This is a genomic window from Tessaracoccus antarcticus (assembly GCF_003688855.1).
Taxonomy (GTDB): Bacteria; Actinomycetota; Actinomycetes; order Propionibacteriales; family Propionibacteriaceae; genus Arachnia; species Arachnia antarctica.
Map to the genome: position 1 here is coordinate 112452 of NZ_REFW01000001.1, position 20128 is coordinate 132579.

General features: G+C 68.4%; 17 protein-coding genes and 1 tRNA gene. 5 read left to right on the forward strand and 13 right to left on the reverse strand.

Annotated features, from left to right (window positions below):
* Window positions 1–13: 13 nt before the first annotated feature.
* The 5 genes from ald to ssd all read right to left on the reverse strand — a co-directional run bounded on the left by ald (window position 14) and on the right by ssd (window position 4926).
* The gene (gene ald / locus EAX62_RS00555; protein WP_121899751.1) at window positions 14–1126 is read right to left on the reverse strand and encodes an alanine dehydrogenase; all 1113 of its coding nucleotides are present in this window, start codon (window positions 1124–1126) and stop codon (window positions 14–16) included.
* Between the two features lie 65 nt (window positions 1127–1191).
* Window positions 1192–1938, reverse strand: a complete 747-nt coding sequence (locus EAX62_RS00560; protein WP_121899752.1) for a type II secretion system F family protein — start codon at window positions 1936–1938, stop codon at window positions 1192–1194.
* Entirely contained in the window at window positions 1935–2735 is an 801-nt protein-coding gene (locus EAX62_RS00565; protein WP_158600419.1) for a type II secretion system F family protein, read from the reverse strand. The genes EAX62_RS00560 and EAX62_RS00565 overlap by 4 nt, the downstream gene beginning before the upstream one ends.
* Entirely contained in the window at window positions 2732–3877 is a 1146-nt protein-coding gene (locus tag EAX62_RS00570) for a TadA family conjugal transfer-associated ATPase (RefSeq protein WP_121900913.1), read from the reverse strand. Before EAX62_RS00570 ends, EAX62_RS00565 begins: the two co-directional genes overlap by 4 nt.
* A complete protein-coding gene (ssd, locus tag EAX62_RS00575; RefSeq protein WP_233557747.1) occupies window positions 3877–4926 on the reverse strand; it encodes a septum site-determining protein Ssd in 1050 nt (349 codons plus the stop codon). Before ssd ends, EAX62_RS00570 begins: the two co-directional genes overlap by 1 nt.
* 73 nt (window positions 4927–4999) lie before the next feature.
* Here ssd and EAX62_RS16605 point away from each other — a divergent pair, with 73 nt between their 5' ends.
* Together EAX62_RS16605 and EAX62_RS00585 are read left to right on the forward strand one after the other, a co-directional pair.
* Window positions 5000–5746 carry a class I SAM-dependent methyltransferase gene (locus EAX62_RS16605; RefSeq protein WP_158600422.1) on the forward strand — a complete coding sequence of 249 codons (747 nt, stop codon included), beginning with the start codon at window positions 5000–5002 and terminating at the stop codon, window positions 5744–5746.
* 53 nt (window positions 5747–5799) lie between these two features.
* Window positions 5800–6315 (forward strand): phage holin family protein, encoded by a 516-nt coding sequence (locus EAX62_RS00585; RefSeq protein ID WP_158600424.1) that lies wholly within the window; start codon window positions 5800–5802, stop codon window positions 6313–6315.
* An 8-nt stretch (window positions 6316–6323) separates the two neighbouring features.
* On the opposite strand, the gene EAX62_RS00590 is transcribed toward EAX62_RS00585, so the two are convergent.
* The 6 genes from EAX62_RS00590 to EAX62_RS00610 all read right to left on the reverse strand — a co-directional run bounded on the left by EAX62_RS00590 (window position 6324) and on the right by EAX62_RS00610 (window position 9196).
* Complete coding sequence (locus EAX62_RS00590) at window positions 6324–6884, reverse strand: NUDIX hydrolase (RefSeq protein WP_407703303.1); 561 nt, start codon at window positions 6882–6884, stop codon at window positions 6324–6326.
* A gap of 59 nt (window positions 6885–6943) precedes the next feature.
* The gene (locus EAX62_RS00595; RefSeq protein ID WP_121899756.1) at window positions 6944–7537 is read right to left on the reverse strand and encodes a TlpA family protein disulfide reductase; all 594 of its coding nucleotides are present in this window, start codon (window positions 7535–7537) and stop codon (window positions 6944–6946) included.
* Window positions 7534–8220 carry an endonuclease III gene (gene nth, locus EAX62_RS00600; RefSeq protein WP_121899757.1) on the reverse strand — a complete coding sequence of 229 codons (687 nt, stop codon included), beginning with the start codon at window positions 8218–8220 and terminating at the stop codon, window positions 7534–7536. Before nth ends, EAX62_RS00595 begins: the two co-directional genes overlap by 4 nt.
* On the reverse strand, window positions 8221–8682 hold the full coding sequence (locus EAX62_RS00605) for a RidA family protein (protein ID WP_121899758.1): 462 nt from the start codon (window positions 8680–8682) through the stop codon (window positions 8221–8223).
* Window positions 8682–8843: a hypothetical protein gene (locus EAX62_RS16800; RefSeq protein ID WP_199711047.1), complete on the reverse strand. Its 162-nt coding sequence runs from the start codon at window positions 8841–8843 to the stop codon at window positions 8682–8684. The genes EAX62_RS00605 and EAX62_RS16800 overlap by 1 nt, the downstream gene beginning before the upstream one ends.
* Before the next feature lie 68 nt (window positions 8844–8911).
* On the reverse strand, window positions 8912–9196 hold the full coding sequence (locus EAX62_RS00610; protein ID WP_121899759.1) for a WhiB family transcriptional regulator: 285 nt from the start codon (window positions 9194–9196) through the stop codon (window positions 8912–8914).
* A gap of 147 nt (window positions 9197–9343) precedes the next feature.
* Here EAX62_RS00610 and EAX62_RS00615 point away from each other — a divergent pair, with 147 nt between their 5' ends.
* From EAX62_RS00615 to EAX62_RS00625, 3 genes are all read left to right on the forward strand, one after another.
* Window positions 9344–11749, forward strand: coding sequence for a transglycosylase domain-containing protein (locus tag EAX62_RS00615; RefSeq protein WP_233557749.1), 2406 nt, complete (start codon window positions 9344–9346; stop codon window positions 11747–11749).
* Window positions 11749–12681 (forward strand): metallophosphoesterase, encoded by a 933-nt coding sequence (locus tag EAX62_RS00620; RefSeq protein WP_121899760.1) that lies wholly within the window; start codon window positions 11749–11751, stop codon window positions 12679–12681. Before EAX62_RS00615 ends, EAX62_RS00620 begins: the two co-directional genes overlap by 1 nt.
* A 29-nt stretch (window positions 12682–12710) precedes the next feature.
* Window positions 12711–12787, forward strand: a tRNA-Pro gene (locus EAX62_RS00625).
* 57 nt (window positions 12788–12844) lie between these two features.
* Here EAX62_RS00625 and pulA read toward each other — a convergent pair.
* Together pulA and EAX62_RS00635 are read right to left on the reverse strand one after the other, a co-directional pair.
* The gene (pulA, locus tag EAX62_RS00630; protein ID WP_121899761.1) at window positions 12845–19072 is read right to left on the reverse strand and encodes a pullulanase-type alpha-1,6-glucosidase; all 6228 of its coding nucleotides are present in this window, start codon (window positions 19070–19072) and stop codon (window positions 12845–12847) included.
* 151 nt (window positions 19073–19223) lie between these two features.
* Window positions 19224–19913 carry a hypothetical protein gene (locus EAX62_RS00635; RefSeq protein ID WP_121899762.1) on the reverse strand — a complete coding sequence of 230 codons (690 nt, stop codon included), beginning with the start codon at window positions 19911–19913 and terminating at the stop codon, window positions 19224–19226.
* Window positions 19914–20128 lie beyond the last annotated feature (215 nt).

Below are 20128 nucleotides of genomic sequence, written 5' to 3' on the forward strand. Positions count from 1 at the left end.
AAGCACGAGCCGATCAGGAGAGGTCGGCGAACACCACGACGTCCTTGCCCAACGCATCCGCCACCGCCGCATTCACAACGTTGCCGGCATGCACGTTGAGACCCAGCGCCAGGGCTGGGTTGTTCCCCATGGCCTCGCGCCAGCCATGATCGGCCAGCAGCAGCGCGTAGGGCAGTGTGGCGTTGGCCAGGGCGTAGGTGGAGGTGTGCGGGACAGCGCCCGGCATGTTGGCGACGCAGTAGAACGTGGAGCCGTGGACCTTGAACGTGGGGTTGTCGTGCGTGGTGGGGTGGGAGTCCGCGAAACAGCCGCCCTGGTCGATGGCGATGTCCACGAGAACGGACCCGGGCTTCATCTCGGCCACCAGTTCGTTGGGCACCAGCTTCGGGGCACGGGCGCCGGGGATGAGGACTGAACCGATGACGAGGTCGGCCTCCTTCACCTGCTGCCACACGGTCAGCTCGTTGGACGCGAGTTGTTGCACGGCGCCGTTCCAGTACCACGAGGCGTCCCGCAACTTGTTGAGGTTGGTGTCCAGCAGCGTGACGTCGGCCCCCATCCCTGAGGCGATGTTGGCGGCGTTGCGGCCGGAGACACCGGCGCCGAGGATGACCACCTTGGCATTGGCGACCCCTCCGATGCCGCCCATCATCACACCTCGCCCACCCAGCGGCTTGGTGAGATGGTAGGCGCCCAGTTGCGGGGCCAGACAGCCGGCCACCTCACTCATGGGCTGCAGCAACGGGAGCGCCCCGTCCTCGGTCTGCACCGTTTCGTAGGCGATGGCGGTGGTTCCGGCGGACAGCAGCGCCTCGGCGCATTCCCCTCCGGAGGCAAGGTGGAGGTAGGTGAACAGGGTGAGGTCATCCCGCAGGAAGCCGAACTCCTCCTCCACCGGCTCCTTGACCTTCATGACGAGCTCACCGAACTTCCACGTCGCATCCGCGTCGGGGAGGATCGTGGCACCCACCTTCTCGTACTCGCTGTCGGGGATCGACGAGCCGAGCCCTGCCCCCGTCTGGACCGCCACCTCATGGCCGTGGCGCACGAGTTCGTTGACGCCCGTGGGCGTGAGGGCGACCCTGAACTCGTTGTTCTTGACCTCGAGCGGAACGGCGATCCTCATGATGGCTCCTCAGGTGGGGTGAAGTGGCATCACACTACTGCCCGGGACATTCACGGGGCGGGGGATCACGGCGAAAGCAGGCCGTCCAGGAGGCCAGCGATGATGGGCACCACCCCCACGAGGATGAAGGCCGGCAGGAAGCAGGCCATCAGTGGGACCACGGAGCGGACACCCGCCGTCCTTGCCCGCTGCAGGGCCCCCTCCTGGACGGCGAGCCGGGCCTCCTCGGCGTGGACGTGCAGCACCTCCACCAGCGATGTCCCCGACCGGGCGGAGCGTGCGACGTCCCGCGCGACGGGACCCCACACGTCGTCGTCGACCAGTTCAGCCCACGCCTGCTGTTCGGCCACGCCGATCGCCAACGCCCCCGTGACACGGGTGAGGACGGCCGCGGTGGCCGCGCCGCTCACCCCTGCGACCACGGCAAGCGCCTCAGCCATCGCCCGCCCTGCGTCCAGGCAGGCCGCCAGCAGCTCCACGGCGTCGGCCAGCTCCGCCCGGAGGGCTTCGGAGCGACCCTCGCGAGGCACCACCCACCCGCTGGCGGCCACCACCCCGAGCCCGGCGGCGACACCCACCGCCGCCCCGACCGGCGTGGGCTGCCACAGCAGCACGGCGGCCGCCACCGTCACCCCTGCGAACACGCGGGTCCTGAGGTGGTGCGCACCCCTCCTTCCACGCACCAGAAACATCAGTCGCCGATCGACCGCGGTGGCCGTTGCACCCAGTCGGGTCAACTGATGGCGCGGATCAGGGAAGGCCACCCACACTGCGGCGCACAACAACATGGCGCCCAGCACGGCCCCATTCATGGTTGCCCCCGCGGTGCGCTACTTCCGTTACGGGAGATGTTCTCCGTCCACACGACGCCCACGGCCGCCAGCAGCGTCCCGGCAACAAACACCGCCTCACCCAGCCACGACCCGAACAGGAAGCCGAGGGGGTCGGCACCGACGACGACGCCCAGGCCGATGGCGACGAACGGCAACAGCGCCATGACCCGGCCGCTCGCCCGTGCCGCCGCCAGTTCGGCGGCCACCACCGCGGCGAGGTGCCGTTCCTGCCGCAGAGTCTCCGACACCCTCGTGAGGATCGCGGCGATCGGCGCGCCGGTCCGCTCGCTGACGCACCACGCCGCTGCCATCCTCGTCAGCCCATCCCGACCCGGCAGCATCCCCGCTTCCCGCAGCGCGGCAGCCACATCCCCACCAAGCCGCCCCGTCAGTGCCGCGGGAGCCAGCACGACGCAGTCAGCGGCAGCATCCTCGAGTGCACGGGTGGGAATCTGCCCGGACTGCAGAAGTAGGGACACCGTCCTGACGGCACGAGCGGTTTCATCGCGTTCACGCACCACGTTGCGCTGGGCACGCATCCCCGAGATCACCCAGGAGGCTGTGGCTGCCATGGCTGCACCCGCCACCCCCCATCCGGCCACGCGCAGCCCCAGCAAGGCGGTCAACAGCAGCACCAGCCCTGCGAGCGCCGGGAACGCGACGCCACCCCGTGAGCGGCGCGACGGACGGGGATGCAGGCGGGCCAGGCCCCGCTCCGCCGGATACCCCACACCCACGGTGGCGGCCAGGGTGAAGAGCACCACCACCAACGTCATGACAGCCCCGCCCATTCCCGAAGTCGCGCGGCACCGCTGCCCCACTCCACGCCTCCTGGACTGAAGCCGACGGCGGGTTCAATGCGGACCCCGCCGTCGGTTTCGCGCGTGAACAACCCCATCTCGGCCACACCGCGTGTGCCATCCGGCCGGCGTCGAACATGGACGGCGACCCGGAGCGCCGAGGCGAGCTGGGCGTGGCACGCATCGCGGCCCAGTCCACCCAGCGCGGCGAGGGCCTCCAGCCGCGCGGGGACATCGGCCACAGAGTTGGCGTGCACCGTGCCGCATCCCCCTTCATGCCCCGTGTTGAGGGCGGTCAGCAGGTCGCAGAGTTCCCCACCCCGCACCTCCCCCACCACGATGCGGTCGGGCCGCATCCTCAGGGCCTGGCGCACCAGCGCCGTCAGCGTGATCCCGCCCACGCCCTCGGTGTTGGGGGGTCGACCCTCCAGCCGCAGACAGTGCGGATGGTGGGGTGCAAGTTCCCGGGCGTCCTCGACCACCACGATGCGCTCCGACGCCGGCACCAACCCGAGCATGGCGGCCAGAAGCGTCGTCTTGCCGGACCCGGTGCCTCCGCTGATCAGAAACGGAACACGCTGCGCCACCATCCCCACCAGCAGCGCGTGGGCGTCAGGCGCCAGCGATCCCTGGTCCATGAGTTGCTGCAGTGTCAGCCCGGACGGGGCAGGGATGCGCAGGGAGATGCAGGTTCCCGGCGAGGCGACGGGCGACAACACTGCGTGCAGACGGGTGCCGTCGGCCAGCCGGCCGTCCACGAACGGCTGGGAGTCGTCGAGACGTCGCCCGGCGGCCGTGGCCAGCCGGATGGCCAGGCGTCGAACCTGCTCGTCGTCAAACATCACCACGTTGGTGCGTTCCAGACCCCGGCCCCTGTCGATGAACACACCGTCGGTGCCGTTGACCACCACATCCGTGACACCAGGCGTCCGCAGGAGATCCTCCAGTGGACCGGCGCCGATGCTGTGTCGCCGCAAGACCTCCATGGTGTCCAGCAGCACGTGGTCCGTCACCACCACACCCAGCCCGCGCAGGGCGGTGGCCACGTCTGCGGGTGTGTGGGGGCGTGCCAGTCTCCCGAGAACGGACTGCAGGGCCTGCAGATGCTTCTCATCCATCAGGTCCACCCCCGCACAACCCGCGCGACGTCCCGACGAAATCTCCTGGCCGGACCGGAGGTGATGCCGACACCCATCCCGGAGAGCCTGGGGACTGCGGAGTCATGTCGCACGACCCCCAACAGGGGAAGTCCCAGCGCGTGGGAGACGGCCTCGGCCGGCAGCGTGGCCCCCGGCCCCGTGCGGACGAGGAGCTGGGCGCCGACCGGTTCGTGCTGCTCCATCACCATCCGGGCAGCCGCCACACCACGCACGTGCGCGGCCACCACGACCGCAACCTGGGCATCGACGAGCCAGTTGAGGTGCCGCCCGTCACCGGTGTCCACCACCACCACGTCGTGCGACCGCCCAAGGCTCCGCAGGACGGCGTCGACAGCCGCGCGTGTGGGCGGCGGCTGCCGCTCCCGGCCCAGCGGCAGCACGGACACGCCATCGCCGGTGACGAGTTGCTCGCCCAGGCTCCCCAGCTCGCCCGTGGCACCGGCGAGGTCCTTCCACCGCACACCCGATGCGGCCTCAAGGCCCAGCAGTAGGTCCAGCCCGCCCCCGAACTCGGCCAGCTCCACGACCGCCACCCGCTGACCCCCACGGGCGGCCAGCAGGGACAGCCCAACGACCAGCGAACTGGTTCCCACACCTCCGGACCCACCCACCAGGGCCAGCAGGCGCGCGCCGGGGTCCGGCCGGTCCGTGCGCCGCGACATCACCTCGGCGAGCTGCGCGGACGACTGGGGCAGTGCCAGCGCGGGGACCCGCAGTTCCGCGGAGGCGGCCAGCAGGGCCGAATCGGCCTGCCCCACCACCCACGTGTCCCCGTGTGACCGCGGAAGGGCCGCCGCCCTGGCAGCCATGTCCGGACCCACGAGCCGCAGACCCGCCGTCGACCAGAGACCCCTCAGTTCCTCCATGTCCCCGGCCACCTCCACCGTGACGCCCAGCGCCAGCGCCGTGGCGGACACTGCGTCGACGAGCGAAGCGTCACGTGTGACGAGCAGGCATTCCAGATCCTCCGAGGCGGTCCTCACGAGGGACATGGTGGGCTGCCCCACGGGCGAATCGTCAGACTCCCGTCCCGTTGTGGATAACCTGAGAACACACGACGTCCCACCCAACGAAAGTGTCATGCCGAAGCACAACGCGATTCCGCCCGAAGCACTGACCTGGCTTGCCGCCTGGCCAGGTGTGCGCGCCCTGACGATCCATGGCGGCCCCACATTGGCCCGACGCCTGCTGGACGATGGCCACACCGTGTTCGCCATGGCCGCCACCGAAGCGGATGTGGACAAGCTTCGCGACGTCTCGGGTGCACTCCCGATCTGGGCCCGCCCCGAGGCCATGCCGATGGATCCCTGGCAGTTTGACGTGGTCATCAGCCATCAGGGGTTCCATCTCATGGACTCTTCCGCAGCGCTCCCCGAAATCGCCAGGGTGCTGCGACCCGGTGGCTGCCTCAGCGCGTCCTACATCGTCAGGGACGACTCCGTGCCGTGGGTGCGACGCCTCACGGCCCTGCTGCGCCACTACGACCCCGTCGCGATGCGCGGCAACTACGGACACGACAGCCTCCAGCGGTTGTCCTCCTCGAAGTATTTCCCCGAGGTGGAGCAGCGGGCCTTTCGCATCTGGCGGTCGGTGTCACTGGTGAACCTGCAGAATCTGGTGGCCTCGCAGCCGCTGTCAGCGAAGCTGGATGAGGGCCAGCGCTCCCGTCTCGCCTCCGAGGTGCGGGACCTGTACCAGCACTCCGTGCGGCCCGGTGAGCATCTGCGGCTGCCGTTCCAACTCCTGTGTTCGCGCGCCTGGGTGAGCCACGACGAATTGACCGCGCCCGTGATGGCCCCCGACAACGGCATCAAGATCCACATGTGATGCACGCTCGACCCGTTGGGCCATAGTCTTGTGCCGACGGCGAAAGGATGATGATGGCCAACAGCGACACCGACACAACCCACAACGACTCGCGCGCAACCCTCAAGGACAGCGGCGCAACGTTCCAGCAGATCCGCGTTTCCCTCGCGGAGTTCGTCTCGAAGGAGACCGAACTGGCCAAGGCGGAGGTGATTCCCTCCGCCAAGCAGGCAGGCATCGGCTCCGGCATGATCGCCGGTGCAGGCGCCTTCGCTCTGCACGCACTGTGGATGATCATCATCGCCGTCGCCCTGGCCATCGCGTGGCTGTTGAACTCCGTGACGGTGCTGGGCCCGTGGGGATCCGGCACCATTGCGTTCGTCATCACGGCCGTGTTCTCACTACTGGTGGCATTCATCCTCGTGAAGCTGGGCCAGTCCCGGTTCAAGAAGGTGACCATGCCGGAGGCGACCATCGCCGAGGCCAAGGCCACGTTCACGGCAATCGGCGACTCCATCGGCGGCCGCGGCCCCGAGAAGGAACTCGCTGCCCGCAACACCATCGAGGGCTCTACCGTCGTCGGGCGCTGACCCGCGGCTCAGTCGCGCAGGAACCGATCGGGGACGTCAACGACGACGCTGGCGTCCCACGGCCTGGCCCACCCGGCCAGTTCCAGCGCCTCGTCGAGCAGATGGGCCGTGAAACCCCAGATGAACAACTCCCCGGCCAGGAACGCGGGTCCGACGTAGCCGCCCGGGTGCCGGCTGCGCACTCTCGCAGCCGGATCCACGAGGCGTGACACCTGCAACGAATGCACGGCTCCCACCTCGCGGGGGTCGGCGGGCCACAGCTCAACGGAGCCGTCCCACACTCCTATCACGGGAGTGACGTCGAAGTTGCTGGCCGCCACCCACGCCGCGGGCAATTCCCCGATCACACGCACCAACCGGTGGTCCAACCCCACCTCCTCCTGCGCCTCCCGCAAGGCGGCGTCGATGATGGTGGGGTCTGTTGGTTCCATGGCGCCGCCGGGGAACGCCACCTGCCCTGCGTGTCGACGCATGGTGATGGCACGCTCGATGACGGTGACTCTGGGATCGGCTTCGTCGGTGAACAGCATCAGAACCCCCGCTCGACGCCCGCCGCGTGGGCGACGGATACCACTGGAGTCGGGCAGCGCGGCGGCCAGTCCCGTGAGAAGTTGGGCGAAAGCGTCGTTCACGACACCCCCAGGTACTCGGCCATGAGGTTGCGGAGTTGCTGCGTGGAGTCGATGCCTCCGACGTGCCGGCCGACAACCCGTCCATCAGAGGCCACGAACAGGGTGACGGGCAGGCCCGGCACCTTCAGGGGCGTCTGCAACGTCCGCTCCATGTCCATGACGTGCGGGTACGTCCATCCGACGAGGCCGGCGAACTCGATGGCCCAGTCGGGCTGGGGGTCCTGGTAGTTGATGCCCAGGAAGGTGACCCCGTCGGCCTCAGCGGACGCCTCGGTGAGGAACGCCGACTCCTCACGGCACGGCCCACACCACTGCGCCCAGAAGTTCACCACCATGGGTTCCCGCGGCAGGCCCGCAAGGTTCACGACCTGATCCGTCCCGAGGCATGGAAGAGCCGTCTTCGGGAGTCCGTCGGCAACGGGTTCTGCGTTCTGGTCGGTCTCCGGGCATTCCGGCAGTCCGTACTGGACCCGCAGGGCGTTGAGGTCGGCCGTGGCGCTGGGGGTCGGGGCGGTTTCAGCACCCGAGGAGGCGCACGCAGACATGGCAAGAAGTGCCGTCAGCACCACCGCCACCAGCGTTCGCCTCACGACCGGGGCTCTCTGATCATGGCGCGCGCCTTGACAGGATCCGTCTCGCCCGTGCCGTAGCTGGGGCAGAGATCGGACAGGACGCAGGCCCCGCAGGCGGGCCCGCGGGCGTGGCAGCAGCGGCGCCCGTGCCAGATGACGCGGTGGCAGAGCACCACCCACTCCGACGGATCGAAGAGCGCCCCCACTGCCTGCTCCACCACGTCCGGTTTCGTGGAGGCAACCCAGCCGAAACGGTTGGCCAGGCGGATCAGGTGGGTGTCGGGCGTGATGCCGGGGACATCGAACGCGTCACCCAGCACCACGTTGGCTGTCTTACGACCCACGCCCGGCAGCGTCACGAGTTCGTCCAGGGTTCCGGGCACCCTCCCGTCGAACTCGTCAACGATTCGGGTGGAGAGCCCGATGATGGACGTGGTCTTGTTCCGAAAGAACCCGACAGGTCCGATGATCCGCTCGACGTCCTCACGCGGGGCTGCGGACAGGGCGGCGGCGTCGGGATAGCGGGCGAACAATTCACGTGTGACGAGGTTGACGCGGCGGTCGGTGGACTGGGCGGACAGGACGGTGGCCACCAGGAGCTGAAAGGGGTTCTCGAAGTCGAGTTCGCACCGGGCGTCGGGGTACGCCTCGCCCAGCCGAGCATTGACCTCGGCTGCCTGGTGCCTGTCCGCCGCTCTCAACTAGACCTCGACCACCAGTTCCACCTCGACGGGTGCGTCAAGGGGGAGGACGCTGACGCCGACGGCGCTGCGCACGTGGGCTCCGTTCTCGGGCCCGAAAATCTCCGCAAGGAGTTCCGAGGCACCGTTGGCGACCTGCGGTTGCTCCAGGAAGTCGACGGTGCTCGCCACGTAGACCACCACCCGCACCACCCGCAGGATGGCGTCGACGCCACCGGCCTGGTCGGCCACGGCAGCAACGGCGTTGAGGGCCGCGGTCCGTGCGGCGTCGCGGCCCACGTCAGTGGTCACCGCACCACCCAGCTTCCCGGTGGCGACCAGGGTGCCACCGGAGAGCGGGAGTTGCCCGGACGTCCAGATCAGGTCGCCTGAGCGGCGGGACGGCACGTACGCAGCCAGCGGCGCGGCCACCGGCGGCAAGGTGATGCCCGCCGCGGCAAGCCGCTCGGACGCCGAACGCATCAGTCGCCCTTGAGCGGCCGCTTGAAGTAGCCGACGAGGGTGTCCGGGTTCGGTCCGGGAGCCAACTGGATGAGCTCCCAGCCGTCGGCACCGAAGTTGTTGAGGATCTGCTGTGCCACGTGGGACAGGATCGGGGCCGTGAAGTATTCCCATTTAGTCATGTGGCCAGCTTAGTCATCTGGCCACTCGACTGCCCGGGGAGCGGGACCCGTCCGTCGTCGCCGCGCCGTCAGCCGGCCTGGATCTCGGCGGGGAACCCGACGAGCACGTCGTGCCAGGACTCGATGTCTGGTCGGGTCCGCAGCAGGTGCCTGCGTTCCCTCTCGGTCATCCCTCCCCACACACCCCATTCGATGCGGTTGTCCAACGCCTCAGCCAGGCATTCGGAACGCACGGGGCAACCCATGCAGACCGATCGTGCCCGCTTCTGATCCTTCCCCTCGGGGAACAGGGCGTCAGCCATTTCACGACACTTTGCAAGCATCGTCCATTCACTCACTTCTGCCAACGACATCAGTGCCCTCCCTTGCGCAACTGGTGGTCCGTTGGGACCGACCGTAGCGCATAGCGGGCCCAGCGCAACAGTGGGTTCCCGGCCGGACTTGGGGACCCGGCCGCCGCGAAGTCGGGATACCGGTCCCGGTCACGTAGAATCCAAGCCATGAAGTCACCCTCCTTGAGCCGCAAGGCCTACGCGATGCTGATGTTTGTGGCTGTCAGCGTCCTGTCGGGCCTCCTGCTGGCAGGATTGGCGGTCCCCTTCACGGCGCTGGCCAGCAGCACCACGAAGATGGCCGCCGACAGCCTCCAGTACCTCCCCGAGGAGCTCGAGACGCCACCCCAGTCCGAGCGTTCGCGCATCGTGATGTCCAACGGCGAGACGCTCGCCACCTTCTTCGACGAGAACCGCGTGTACGTGGGGCTCGACGAGATCGCCGGGGTGATGCAGGACGCGCAGATCGCCATCGAGGACCACCGATTCTATGAGCACGGTGCCATCGACCTCACCGGTCTGGGCCGCGCCTTCTTCAAGACGGCGCTGGGCGACACGCAGGGCGCGTCCACACTGACGCAGCAGTACGTGAAGCTCGTGCAGGTGGAGGCCGCCAAGGCCAAGGGCGACGAGGACGGTGTCCGCAAGGCCACCGAGGTGAGCTTCGACCGCAAGATCCGTGAGATGCGCTACGCCATGGCCGTGGAGAAGCGCCTCACGAAGAACGAGATCCTTGAGCGCTACCTCAACATTGCCTACTACGGCGACGGCGCCTACGGTGTCGAGGCCGCAGCCCACCATTACTGGGGTACCACCGCCAAGAATCTGACACTGGACCAGGCCGCGATGTTGGCCGGGATGGTGCAGAACCCCGTCCAGACCAACCCCGTGAAGTACCCGGAGAAGGCCATGGAGCGCCGCGACGTCGTGCTGAACCGCATGGCTGAACTGGGGATCATCAAGGGCACCGACACAGAAGCCGCCAAGAAGGTGGTGTTCGACCCCGCCAAGGTGACGCAGACCCCCAACGGTTGCATCTCGTCGGCATTCCCGATCCTGTGCGACTACGTGGTGCAGACGCTGAAGTCCGACAAGATGCCCTCCCTCGGTGCGTCAGCCGAGGAGCGCGAGAACATCCTGAAGCGCGGTGGTCTCACGATCCACACCCTCATCGACCCGGAGGCCCAGAAGGCCGCCGAACTGGCCGTGGCCGCCCAGATCGCGCCCCTCGACCCCGTGCTGTCCTCATCCGTGCAGATTCAGCCGAAGACCGGCCTCATCATCTCGATGGCCCAGAGCCGCCCCGAGATCGGCACCGGCCCCGGCCAGACGTACTACAACTTCAGCGTCGAGGAGGCCATGAACGGCCTCGAGGGGTTCCAGGCGGGCTCCACCTTCAAGCCGTTCGTCATGGCCGCCGCCCTGGAGGCTGGCGCCACGCCCAGCAAGACCTACGACGCGCCGTACCAGAAGGATTACCGCGGCACCACGTTCAAGAGCTGCGACGGCCCCTTCGTCTTCAACCAGGACTGGAAGCCCAAGAACTACGACAGCTCCTACGGCACCATCGACATGATGAAGGCCACGCAGTCCTCGGTGAACAACTACTACATCCAGCTGGAACGCGACATCGGCATCTGCGCCTCCATCAACATGGCGAAGAAGGTGGGTGTGAAGCTGTCCAACGGCGACGACCTCGCCACCGAGTCCTACAACCCCTCCTTCGTGCTGGGCACCGCTGACGTGACCCCGCTGTCCATGGCGGAGGCCTACGCGACGTTCGCCAACCGCGGCGTGCACTGCGACCCCATCATCCTGGAGTCGGTGCAGAACAAGGACGGCGAGAACATCCCCGTGCCGTCCGCCAACTGCACCAAGGTCATGGAGCCGGAGGTCGCCGACGGCGTCAGCTACGTGCTCGAATCCGTCATGAGCAAGGGCACCGGGCGTCCCGCACGCATGCCGGATGGCCGTCCGCAGGCCGGCAAGACCGGTACCACCAACGACGCCACCGCGGTGTGGTTCGCCGGGTACACCCCCGAGATGGCGGGCGTGGCCATGATCGGCATCGACAAGACCAACCCCTACTTCAAGACCCACCGCAAGTCGCTGACAGGTATCCGGGTGGCCAACGGCAACCGACTGAAAGGTAGTGGTGGCGGCGACGCCGGCAAGATCTGGAAGGTCGCCATGGCCTCAGCACTGAAGGACCTGCCGCGCACCAACTTCACGGACCCCTCCAAGAAGATCCTGGAGGGCGAGAAGGTTCCCGTCCCCGACGTCTCGGGCATGGGGTACAACGAGGCCAAGCAGACACTTGAGGCAGCCGGTTTCAGCACGGTGCGTCGTCCGGTGTTCGACCGCAGGCGCAAGGGTGCCTTCCTCGGCATCTACCCCACCACCACCGCCACGAAGTTCGGCACCATCTCCATGAAGGTCTCAGCGGGACCCGAGCCGAAGCCCGAACCGAAGCCCACCCCGCCATCGGCTCCGCCCGTCGTCACCCCGGTTGTCCCACCGCCGGCGGCAACGCCGGCTGTCACACCGCCGGCCACGCCCGGCACCAACGGCTGATGGGGCCGCGTCCCGGTCACGTCCTGGGTGCCCTCGGTGGTGCAGCCCTCGGGTGCTTCGCATGGGGACTGGTGGAGGCCAACCTCTTCACGGTCCGCCGCCTGGAGGTTCCCGTCCTGCCACCGGGGGGCAGGACCCTCCGGATCCTGCACGTCTCCGACCTGCACCTCACGTCGAAGCAGCACTTCAAGCTGGACTTCATCCGCAGCCTGGCGTCCCTGCGCCCCGACCTGGTGGTGACCACGGGCGACAACATCGCCGACGCCGACGCCATCTTCCCGCTGATGGCGGCATGGAACAGCCTCCGGTTCACCCCCGGTGTGTTCGTGTTCGGGTCCAACGACTATTACGCCCCCGCCTTCAAGAACCCCGTGAAGTACATCCTCGACGGGCGTTCGCGCCCCGCCGAGGACCCGAAGGAACTCCCGTGGCGGACCCTGCGCGACAAGATGACCGGCGTCGGGTGGAAGGACCTCACCCACCGTCGCGAAACCCTGGAGGTCAACGGGTACAAGATCGCCTTCCGCGGCACGGATGACGCGCACCTGGGGCGCGACGACTACTCGGCCGTGGCTGGCCCCGCCGACCCCACTGCCGACCTCAACATCGGCGTCACCCACGCCCCCTACCTGCGCCTCCTGGACGGGATGACCGCCGATGGCATGGACCTGATCCTGGCCGGCCACACCCACGGGGGCCAGGTCTGCGTCCCCGGCTATGGCGCTCTGGTCACCAACTGCGACCTGGATCCGGCCCGCGCGAAGGGACTGTCCTCGCACACGCACGGCGGCCACACCTCCGCGCTGCACGTCTCAGCTGGTGTGGGCACGTCCCCGTTCGCGCCGTACCGGTTCGCCTGCCGCCCCGAGGTGACGTTGCTGACCCTGGTGCCACGCCCGGTCGGTTTCGCGACTGATGAACCGGTGAGCTAGTATTTCCGATGGCTCGGTGACGAGTCGATCGGGGTGTGGCGCAGCTTGGTAGCGCGCGTCGTTCGGGACGACGAGGCCGCAGGTTCAAATCCTGTCACCCCGACCAGCATGACGAAGGGCCCGGACCAATCGGTCCGGGCCCTTCGTCGTTGCCGTTCACGTCCTACTTGAACCTCACGATGTTGTTGAACAGCCAGCCGTTGGTCCAGTAGTACGTGCGGTTGCCACCCGCCTCCACCCTGGATGCGATGTAGCTGGCCCAGATGAAGCTGCGGCAGCCGTTGCGACCGGTGGCCGGGGTGTCGCACTCGGTACGCCACTTCCGCCCCTCGGTGGACGTCCACTCCCCCGCGTGCCCCAGCGGGTTGCTGGTCCACTGGGAGCGCTTCATGTAGGGCAGGTACGTCATGTTGTTGAAGTACCAGCCCGTGCTCGGCCGGAAGGCACCGTTGACGTAGGAGACCTGGGTGGCCCAGATCGACGTACGGCAGCGGACCGTCTGCGAATACGGCTCACACGTGGTGAACCACTTCCGCCCGTTCACGTCGTGGTACCCCGGCGTCGAATACAGATCACTCTGACCCGATGTCGGCTTCACAGTCGGTGTCGCCGTGGGGGTGGCCGTTGCCGTCGGTGATGCCGTGGGCGTGGGCGTGGGTGTCGGTTCGACGAGCGTCGCCTTCTCCACGAGCATCGCCGCCGTACGCGCCGGGACGGTGAGGGTGCCGTCGGCGGCCACCCACCCCGTCGCCTTGACGACGGCGTCCTGGCCGCCGGCCTGCACCTCGCTGAGCGCGAACTGGCGACCCGCCAGTGCCGGCACCTTCGTGGTGATGGTCCCCGGCGTGGCGTTGATGGCCACCAGGACCCCGTCGAGGTCCTCATCGACGTCGACGGCGAACGCGCCGGATCGGTCATCCACCGCCATCAGGACGAGTCCCGGCACCTGGTCCGTGCCGGACCCGGGGAAGGTGACGCGCTCACGCACGAGGGCGTCGGTGCCAAGACTCAGCAGCGGCGTCGACTTCCGCAGACGGAGCAGGTCCAGGGACTGCGCCAGCGACGCCTCCATGGCCGCCTTGTCCGGTTTCAGGGCCGGGTTCTCGAGCAGCGGCTTCATGACGGGCCACTTCTCCCCGTTCTTGTCCTTCACGGGCAGGCCGGTACCGAACGTGTTGCTCTCCAGGCTCCAGTCGACGGCGTTGAAATGGTCGCCGGAGTTGTACGAGTCACGGTCCAGGGACTTGGACCGCAGGATCTCGGTGCCGGCGTGCCAGAACGACGGCGACTGCCCCAGCGCGACCGTGGCCAGGGAGATCGTGTTCATCCGTACACGATCAGCCATGGAGGTCCCCACGGGGAGCTTCATGATGGCGAGGTCGTACAGCGTCTCGTTGTCGTGGGCGTCGACGTAGTTCACCGACTCCTGAGGCATGCTCGAGAACCCAGCCGGTTGCCCGTTGTAGTCGAGCTCGGATCCCTTCTTCACGGTCCCGTCGGCAGCCAGGAAGGAGTAGTCCTTGAGGTTGCCGGCCATGCCGAGGCGGACGAGGTCGCTTGAGTGCTTGAGCGCTGCCAGCTGCTCGGCGCCGGTCTGGGTGGAGAGACCGTTGGGGTCGGTGTAGAGCCCCGTTCCGAGTCCCTGGTTGACGCGGTGGTCCTCGTCGAAGGGGCCGCCGCCGTGAACTGCGTCGCGGAGTCGGTCGTTGAAGGCGCCGATGCCGGTGCCGTCGAGTTGGCCCTGCGTCGCCTGACGGAAGCGGGCGTTGTCGGCCACCTCACCGAAGTTCCAGCCCTCGCCGTAGAGGTAGACGGCGGAGCCGTCGATGCCATCGGTGGCCATCGTCAGCTCGTTGAGTGCGGCGCGGACGGCCTCCATGTTGGCGCGGGAGTGGTGGCCCATGAGGTCGAAGCGGAACCCGTCCACGTGGTAGTCGCGGGCCCAGGTCACCACCGAGTCCACCATCATTTTCTGCGCCACCTGGTTCTCCGTGGCCACGTTCTCGCAGCAGGTGGACGTCTCGATGACACCCGAGGCCGAGAGGCGGTGGTAGTAGCCGGGCACCACTTTGTCGAGCACGGACTTGGCGTCCTGCCCCGAGGCGGCCGTGTGGTTGTAGACCTCATCGAGGACCACCTGCAGCCCCGTGTCGTGGAGTGCACCCACCATCTCCCGGAACTCGTAGCTTCGCCTACCACCCACCTGGTTGGCGTCGGTGGCGTAGGAGCCCTCCGGCGCACTCCAGTGCAGCGGGTCGTAGCCCCAGTTGAAGGCGTCCTTGTCGGCGACGGCGGTGACGGCGGCCTGCTGATCCTCCGATGCCGACCCGGCGTCCGACGGGATGGCGGGGACGGCCTGCTGGGTGCGGTCCTCCGGGATCGTGGCGATGTCGAAGGTGGGCAGAAGGTGCACGGTGTCGATGCCCGCCTCCGCCAGCGTGGCAAGGTGCTGCATGCCGGTGGAATCCTTGCGGGTGAACGCCTTGTACGTGCCCCGCTCGGCTTCCGGCACGGATGCGTCGGCGATGGAGAAGTCGCGGACGTGCAGTTCCCAGATGGCGCGCGATGCGTCGTTGCGCACCGTCGGGGCCGCCACGTCACGCCACTGCTGCGGCGCGAGTTCCGGGTCGTCGAGGTCGACGAGGACCGAGCGCGTCGAGTTCACCGTCAGCCCCAGCGAGTACGGGTCGGTGACGTCGTTGGTCACCACCGCATCCATGGACGGCACGAAGACGTCGATGGACCACAGGTACTGGGAGTCCTTCCAGGACGCGTCGCCGGTGACGGACCACGTGCCGTCGTCGGACTGCGTCGCCTCCACGGCCACGGGGTCACCCGCACCCCCGGCGGGCCAGCGGTGGAGCGACACGTCCTTGGCGGTCGGGGCCCAGACGCGCAGCGTCGGGATGCCGTTGGTCCAGACGGGACCGAGGTCCACGTTCTCGACGGCGTCCCCGTAGAGGGCGTCGAGGACAGGTGCGATCTGCACGGATGTGGCCGCCCGCAGGACGTCACCATCTCCGGCACTGACCAGCAGTTCACCGGTCAGGAGGTCCGCCACGGCTGCGGTGCCCGGGACGGTGAGTGCAACGTAGTCCTTCAGCTGGGGGTACTGCGACACCAGGTCGGCGGGCAGAACGCCCCCGTAGGTCAGGGGGATGGTTTCGCCGCCCGTGACCGCGTCGCCGACGGTGACTCCACCGGCCGGGTCGTGATGCAGGGCCCACGTCAGGGTGGAGAGGTCGCCGGGGATCAGCGACGTCGGCCACGCCATGGTGGTCGGGGTCAGCCACTGGGCCCACGCCTGACCGACGCCCGCCAGGGGCGGGTTGGCAACCTCGATGCTCAGCAGATGGGAAGTCTCGTCGTAGACGGCCTTCACGGTCTCCCCTGCGCCGACGGTGAACTGGTAGTTGCCGCCTCCGGGGGCACCGCCCACCCCATAGTTCACATCCCAGGAGCCGCCCACGGCCACCTTGATCTCGTAGCTGCCAGCGGGCAGGGCGTCGCTCTGGTACACCCAGGTACCGTCGCCCAGCGGCCGCATGGCGGTGGCGATGCACTCGGGCTGCCAGTCGGCCGAGCACCCGAGCTCCGACTGCCACGTGCCGGGAAGCGTCACCATGGCGGACACGTTGACGACCCAGGACAACTTGGTCAGGGGGTCGTGGAAGAACCGCACGGGCGTGCCGTCGGTGGTGTAGGTCATGTTGCCACCGCCGGCGACACCGTCGGCACCGTAGCTCTCGTCCCAGTTGCCGCCGTAGGCCACCTTCCATTCATAGGTGCCCGCCGGGATGGTGAAGACGCCGCTGTAGAGGCCGGATCCGTCCAGGGTCAGGGCGGCTTCCGCGCAGTCCGGTTGCCAGTCGGCCGCGCACCCCATGTCGGAGTTGTGAGTTCCGGGAACGGTGACCTCCACTGCGCCGGGCACCTCGCCACCGTCGGCGGGGGCCAGCGAAAAGTCCTGCCCCACCCAGACCAGGGCGGAGTCGCCGGCGATGGTGTCGACGCCCGTCGTGACGGCACGGACCTCGACGGGGGTGCCGACGGCGAGCGAGGCCACGTCGCCGTAGACACGCGGGGTGTCGTCCTCGGCCACGCCCATGGTCGTCCACGTCGACGAGTCCTCGAACGTGCGCATGGCGAACGTCGTCTCCGCCCAGCGGTTCAGGTCGATGGTGGCCGTCACAGGGGCGGTGTCACCGGTGATGGCTGCACCATCGGTGAGGTCCAGTGCGATGGCACCAGTGCTCGCCGCGACCGTGCGGTCGGCCTTCAGCACCACGCTCGAGAGCGCCGGCACCGTGAGGGAGACAACGCCCTCGGCGTCGGCCGTGACGGCGCTGCCGCCGCGCACGGACGCGTAGGCGGCAGACGGGGTGAGCGTGGTGACGTCGACGGTCTTGTCCGTGGTGGCGTTGTTGACGCCCACCAGGTACTCGACCTTCTCGTCGCGGTCAACGCGGGAGAACGCGTAGACGCCGGCGCCGGCGGTGGAGAGGCGCTCGTACTGGGCACCGTCGGCCAGGGCCGGATTCTCGGCCCGGAGCTGCGCCATGTCGGCGATGCCCTCATAGAGCGCAGTGTCGGTGTCGTAGCGGTCAGCGGTCCCGACGACGTCACCGTTCAGCAGCGGCTGCGTGGCGTAGGAATCAACGCTGGTGCCGAACATGTCCTGTCGGGCGGCCTTGTCGCCGCCCGTGCCGACGAAGCCCTGCTCGTCGCCGTAGTAGACGACGGGCTGGCCGCGGGTCAGATACATCAACTCGTGGGCCAGTGCGGAGCGCTTCTCGGGCTGGTCCGAGTCCTTCACGAAGTACCCGATGCGGCCCATGTCATGGTTGCCGAGGAACGTGGGCAGGGTGGCGGCGGAGGTGTCGGACGTCAGGTACAGGTCGTCGCCCGCGAACAGCGAGGACAACCCCTTGGTGCTGGACCCCTTCGCGAAGTTGGTGGCGGCGGACTGGAAGGTGAAGTCCAGGGTGGCGTCCATGTCGGTGCGGCGCAGGTACGGGGCCAGCTTGGCGGGGTCCGCGTCGTAGACCTCACCGAACATGAAGAAGTCGGGGTTCACGGCTGCGGCGTGCGCCGCGAGGGCGGCCGTCCACTTCTCCCAGAACTCGAAGTTGACGTGCTTGACGGTGTCGATGCGGAAGCCGTCGACGCCCATGTCCATCCACGAGGTGTAGATGTCCACCATGCCGTCCACCACGGTGGGGTGCTCCGTCATGAGGTCGTCAAGGCCCACGAAATCGCCGAGGGTGACGGACTCGCCCTCCCACGTCGAGTCGCCCCGGTTGTGGTAGAGCGTCTCGTCGTTGAGCCAGGCGGGGGTCTTCGTCACGCCGGCGCGCAGCGTGGGGGTGTAGGGGAAGGAGACGTTCGCGTCGAGGGCGGGCCACACGGCGGAGCCCGCCAGTGCGGCGATGTCGATGACGTTGCCGGCCGCGTCCTTGTACGGGGAGGTGGCCACGGGGATGTAGGAGTACTCACCCTCCTCGTACTCGATGCCGTCGGCCGTGTGGTTGGTGATGATGTCGAAGTAGACCTTCATGCCGCGCTCGTGTGCGGCGTCGGTCAGCGCGGCCAGGGCGTCGTTGCCCCCGAGGTGCGGGTCGATGGTGGTGAAGTCGGTGATCCAGTACCCGTGGTAGCCGGCGGACACGTCGTCGCCTGCGCCCTGGACGGGCCTGTTCGTGAACGACGGGGTCAGCCAGATGGCCGTGGTGCCCAGCCCCTGGATGTAATCGAGCTTGTCGACGAGGCCCGTGATGTCCCCGCCATGGTAGAACCCCTCGTCGGTGGGGTCGAAGCCGTTGGCGAGGCGGTCCCCGACGATGCCGCCGGTGTCGTTGGTCGGGTCGCCGTTGGCGAAGCGGTCGGTCATGACGAAGTAGAAGTTCTCCACGTCCCCCTCGCGGACCGCCGGCTGGGCGATGGTGTCGTCACCGGGTACGTCCTTGCCCGTGGGAAGCAGCTCGGGCCCCGTGACACCGATGCGCCCAGTGGCGGCGTCGTAGGAGAAGGTCAGGTCCATGTCGCGAGGGAGATTCAGCCTGGCGTTGTCGCCAGCGGCGTTGTTGGCACCGACTGCCCGATCCCAGTCGCCGTCGAGCACGATCTTGAAGTCATACTGACCCGCCGGAACGGCGTAGTCGGCGGTGTAGACACCACTTCCCGGGTCCTCCTCCACCAGCCTGGTCAACTGGCAGGCAGGGTCCCAGTCCGCGGCGCACCCGAGTTCGGACTGGAAGGAGCCCGTGGCCACCACCTGCAGTTCGGCGGCAGCCGCGGGCGCGGTGGCGCCGGGCGACACCAGCCCCGCGACGACCAGCGGGAGTGCCGTGAGGGCAGCCAACAGTTTCCGGGATCGGGTTTCGAGCGACACTTCAGACTCCTTCGTCCACGCGCGTCGTCCGGAGCGTCAACGCTCGCGGCACATGAGCGCATGCTACGCGAAGGGGGGTCAGCAAGGTCCCGAATGGGATCATCCCGCGACGGGCCTTCCTCGGCGCCACCGTCGTCGCCGCCAGCAGGGGTCACCAGGTGGCGAGGGCACCACCGGCATCAAGGCAGGGGATGTCGGGCAGGCCCTTGGGAATGTTGTTGTCGGCCATCTCCGTGCACTCCACCACGCTCTGCATGGCCATCAGCGTCTCCCACTTCCCATCCACCTTGCCCCAGATGCTCTGGGAGCCGCCGCAGCCGGGGGCGAAATCCTGCCCCGCCGCGTAGCCGTCGGCGTGGAACGCCAGGACGGTGAACTCGCTCTGGCAGCCACTGGCGTCAGGGGTGGACACGCGCTCGGCGACGAACGCGCGGAAATCGGCAGTCGTCTGCGTGAGTCCCTTTGCCTCGGCCGCGGTCTTCACGGTCACCTCCATGCTCACCCACGCCCCACCGGCTGGCGCACTGGTGACGGCCTCCGACGGCGGCGGCGGCGCGCTGACCGGGGGCGGTGCGGTGGCGGTGGGTGGAGCCTCGGAGGAGGCCGAGGGTTCGCCCGTTGACGGCACGGGCGGGGTCGTCTCCGCCGGCGCGCTCGAAACGGGGATTGGCGCCGTGGTGGCGGATTCGACGGGCTCGCCGCTGGCCACGGGCTCGGGAGTGGTGGCAGTGAGCGTCGGCGATGCGGGTGACCCGGTTCGTTCCACGTCCGTGGTTCCGCCACTGCAGCCAGCCAGGAGGAGTCCGCCGAGGGCAATGGCCGAGAGTGTCCGCTTCATCATGGACCCAGCAAACCACACGGGGCTTCAGGCAGGACTCGCCCCCCGGTCTGCCGGGTGCACGGCCCTGCAACGTCGGGGCCAACGTCGCCCCCGCCACGGGTGGACCAGCGTCGGGGCCGCCGGGTCTGGGCGGCGTCGAGGCGCTGGCAAGGAGGGACGACGACACCGACCTCAGCATCGGGGCGCCGCACCTAGACTGAGCGCGGCCCTCTGCC

Excerpts from the sequence above, each read along its gene's own strand:
- ald (WP_121899751.1), bottom strand. The coding sequence starts at position 1,126 with ATGAGGATCGCCGTTCCGCTCGAGGTCAAGAACAACGAGTTCAGGGTC.
- EAX62_RS00560 (WP_121899752.1), bottom strand. The coding sequence starts at position 1,938 with ATGAATGGGGCCGTGCTGGGCGCCATGTTGTTGTGCGCCGCAGTGTGG.
- EAX62_RS00565 (WP_158600419.1), bottom strand. The coding sequence starts at position 2,735 with ATGACGTTGGTGGTGGTGCTCTTCACCCTGGCCGCCACCGTGGGTGTG.
- EAX62_RS00570 (WP_121900913.1), bottom strand. The coding sequence starts at position 3,877 with ATGGATGAGAAGCATCTGCAGGCCCTGCAGTCCGTTCTCGGGAGACTG.
- EAX62_RS16605 (WP_158600422.1), top strand. The coding sequence starts at position 5,000 with ATGCCGAAGCACAACGCGATTCCGCCCGAAGCACTGACCTGGCTTGCC.
- EAX62_RS00585 (WP_158600424.1), top strand. The coding sequence starts at position 5,800 with ATGGCCAACAGCGACACCGACACAACCCACAACGACTCGCGCGCAACC.
- EAX62_RS00605 (WP_121899758.1), bottom strand. The coding sequence starts at position 8,682 with ATGCGTTCGGCGTCCGAGCGGCTTGCCGCGGCGGGCATCACCTTGCCG.
- EAX62_RS16800 (WP_199711047.1), bottom strand. The coding sequence starts at position 8,843 with ATGACTAAATGGGAATACTTCACGGCCCCGATCCTGTCCCACGTGGCA.
- EAX62_RS00610 (WP_121899759.1), bottom strand. The coding sequence starts at position 9,196 with ATGTCGTTGGCAGAAGTGAGTGAATGGACGATGCTTGCAAAGTGTCGT.
- EAX62_RS00615 (WP_233557749.1), top strand. The coding sequence starts at position 9,344 with ATGAAGTCACCCTCCTTGAGCCGCAAGGCCTACGCGATGCTGATGTTT.
- EAX62_RS00620 (WP_121899760.1), top strand. The coding sequence starts at position 11,749 with ATGGGGCCGCGTCCCGGTCACGTCCTGGGTGCCCTCGGTGGTGCAGCC.
- EAX62_RS00635 (WP_121899762.1), bottom strand. The coding sequence starts at position 19,913 with ATGATGAAGCGGACACTCTCGGCCATTGCCCTCGGCGGACTCCTCCTG.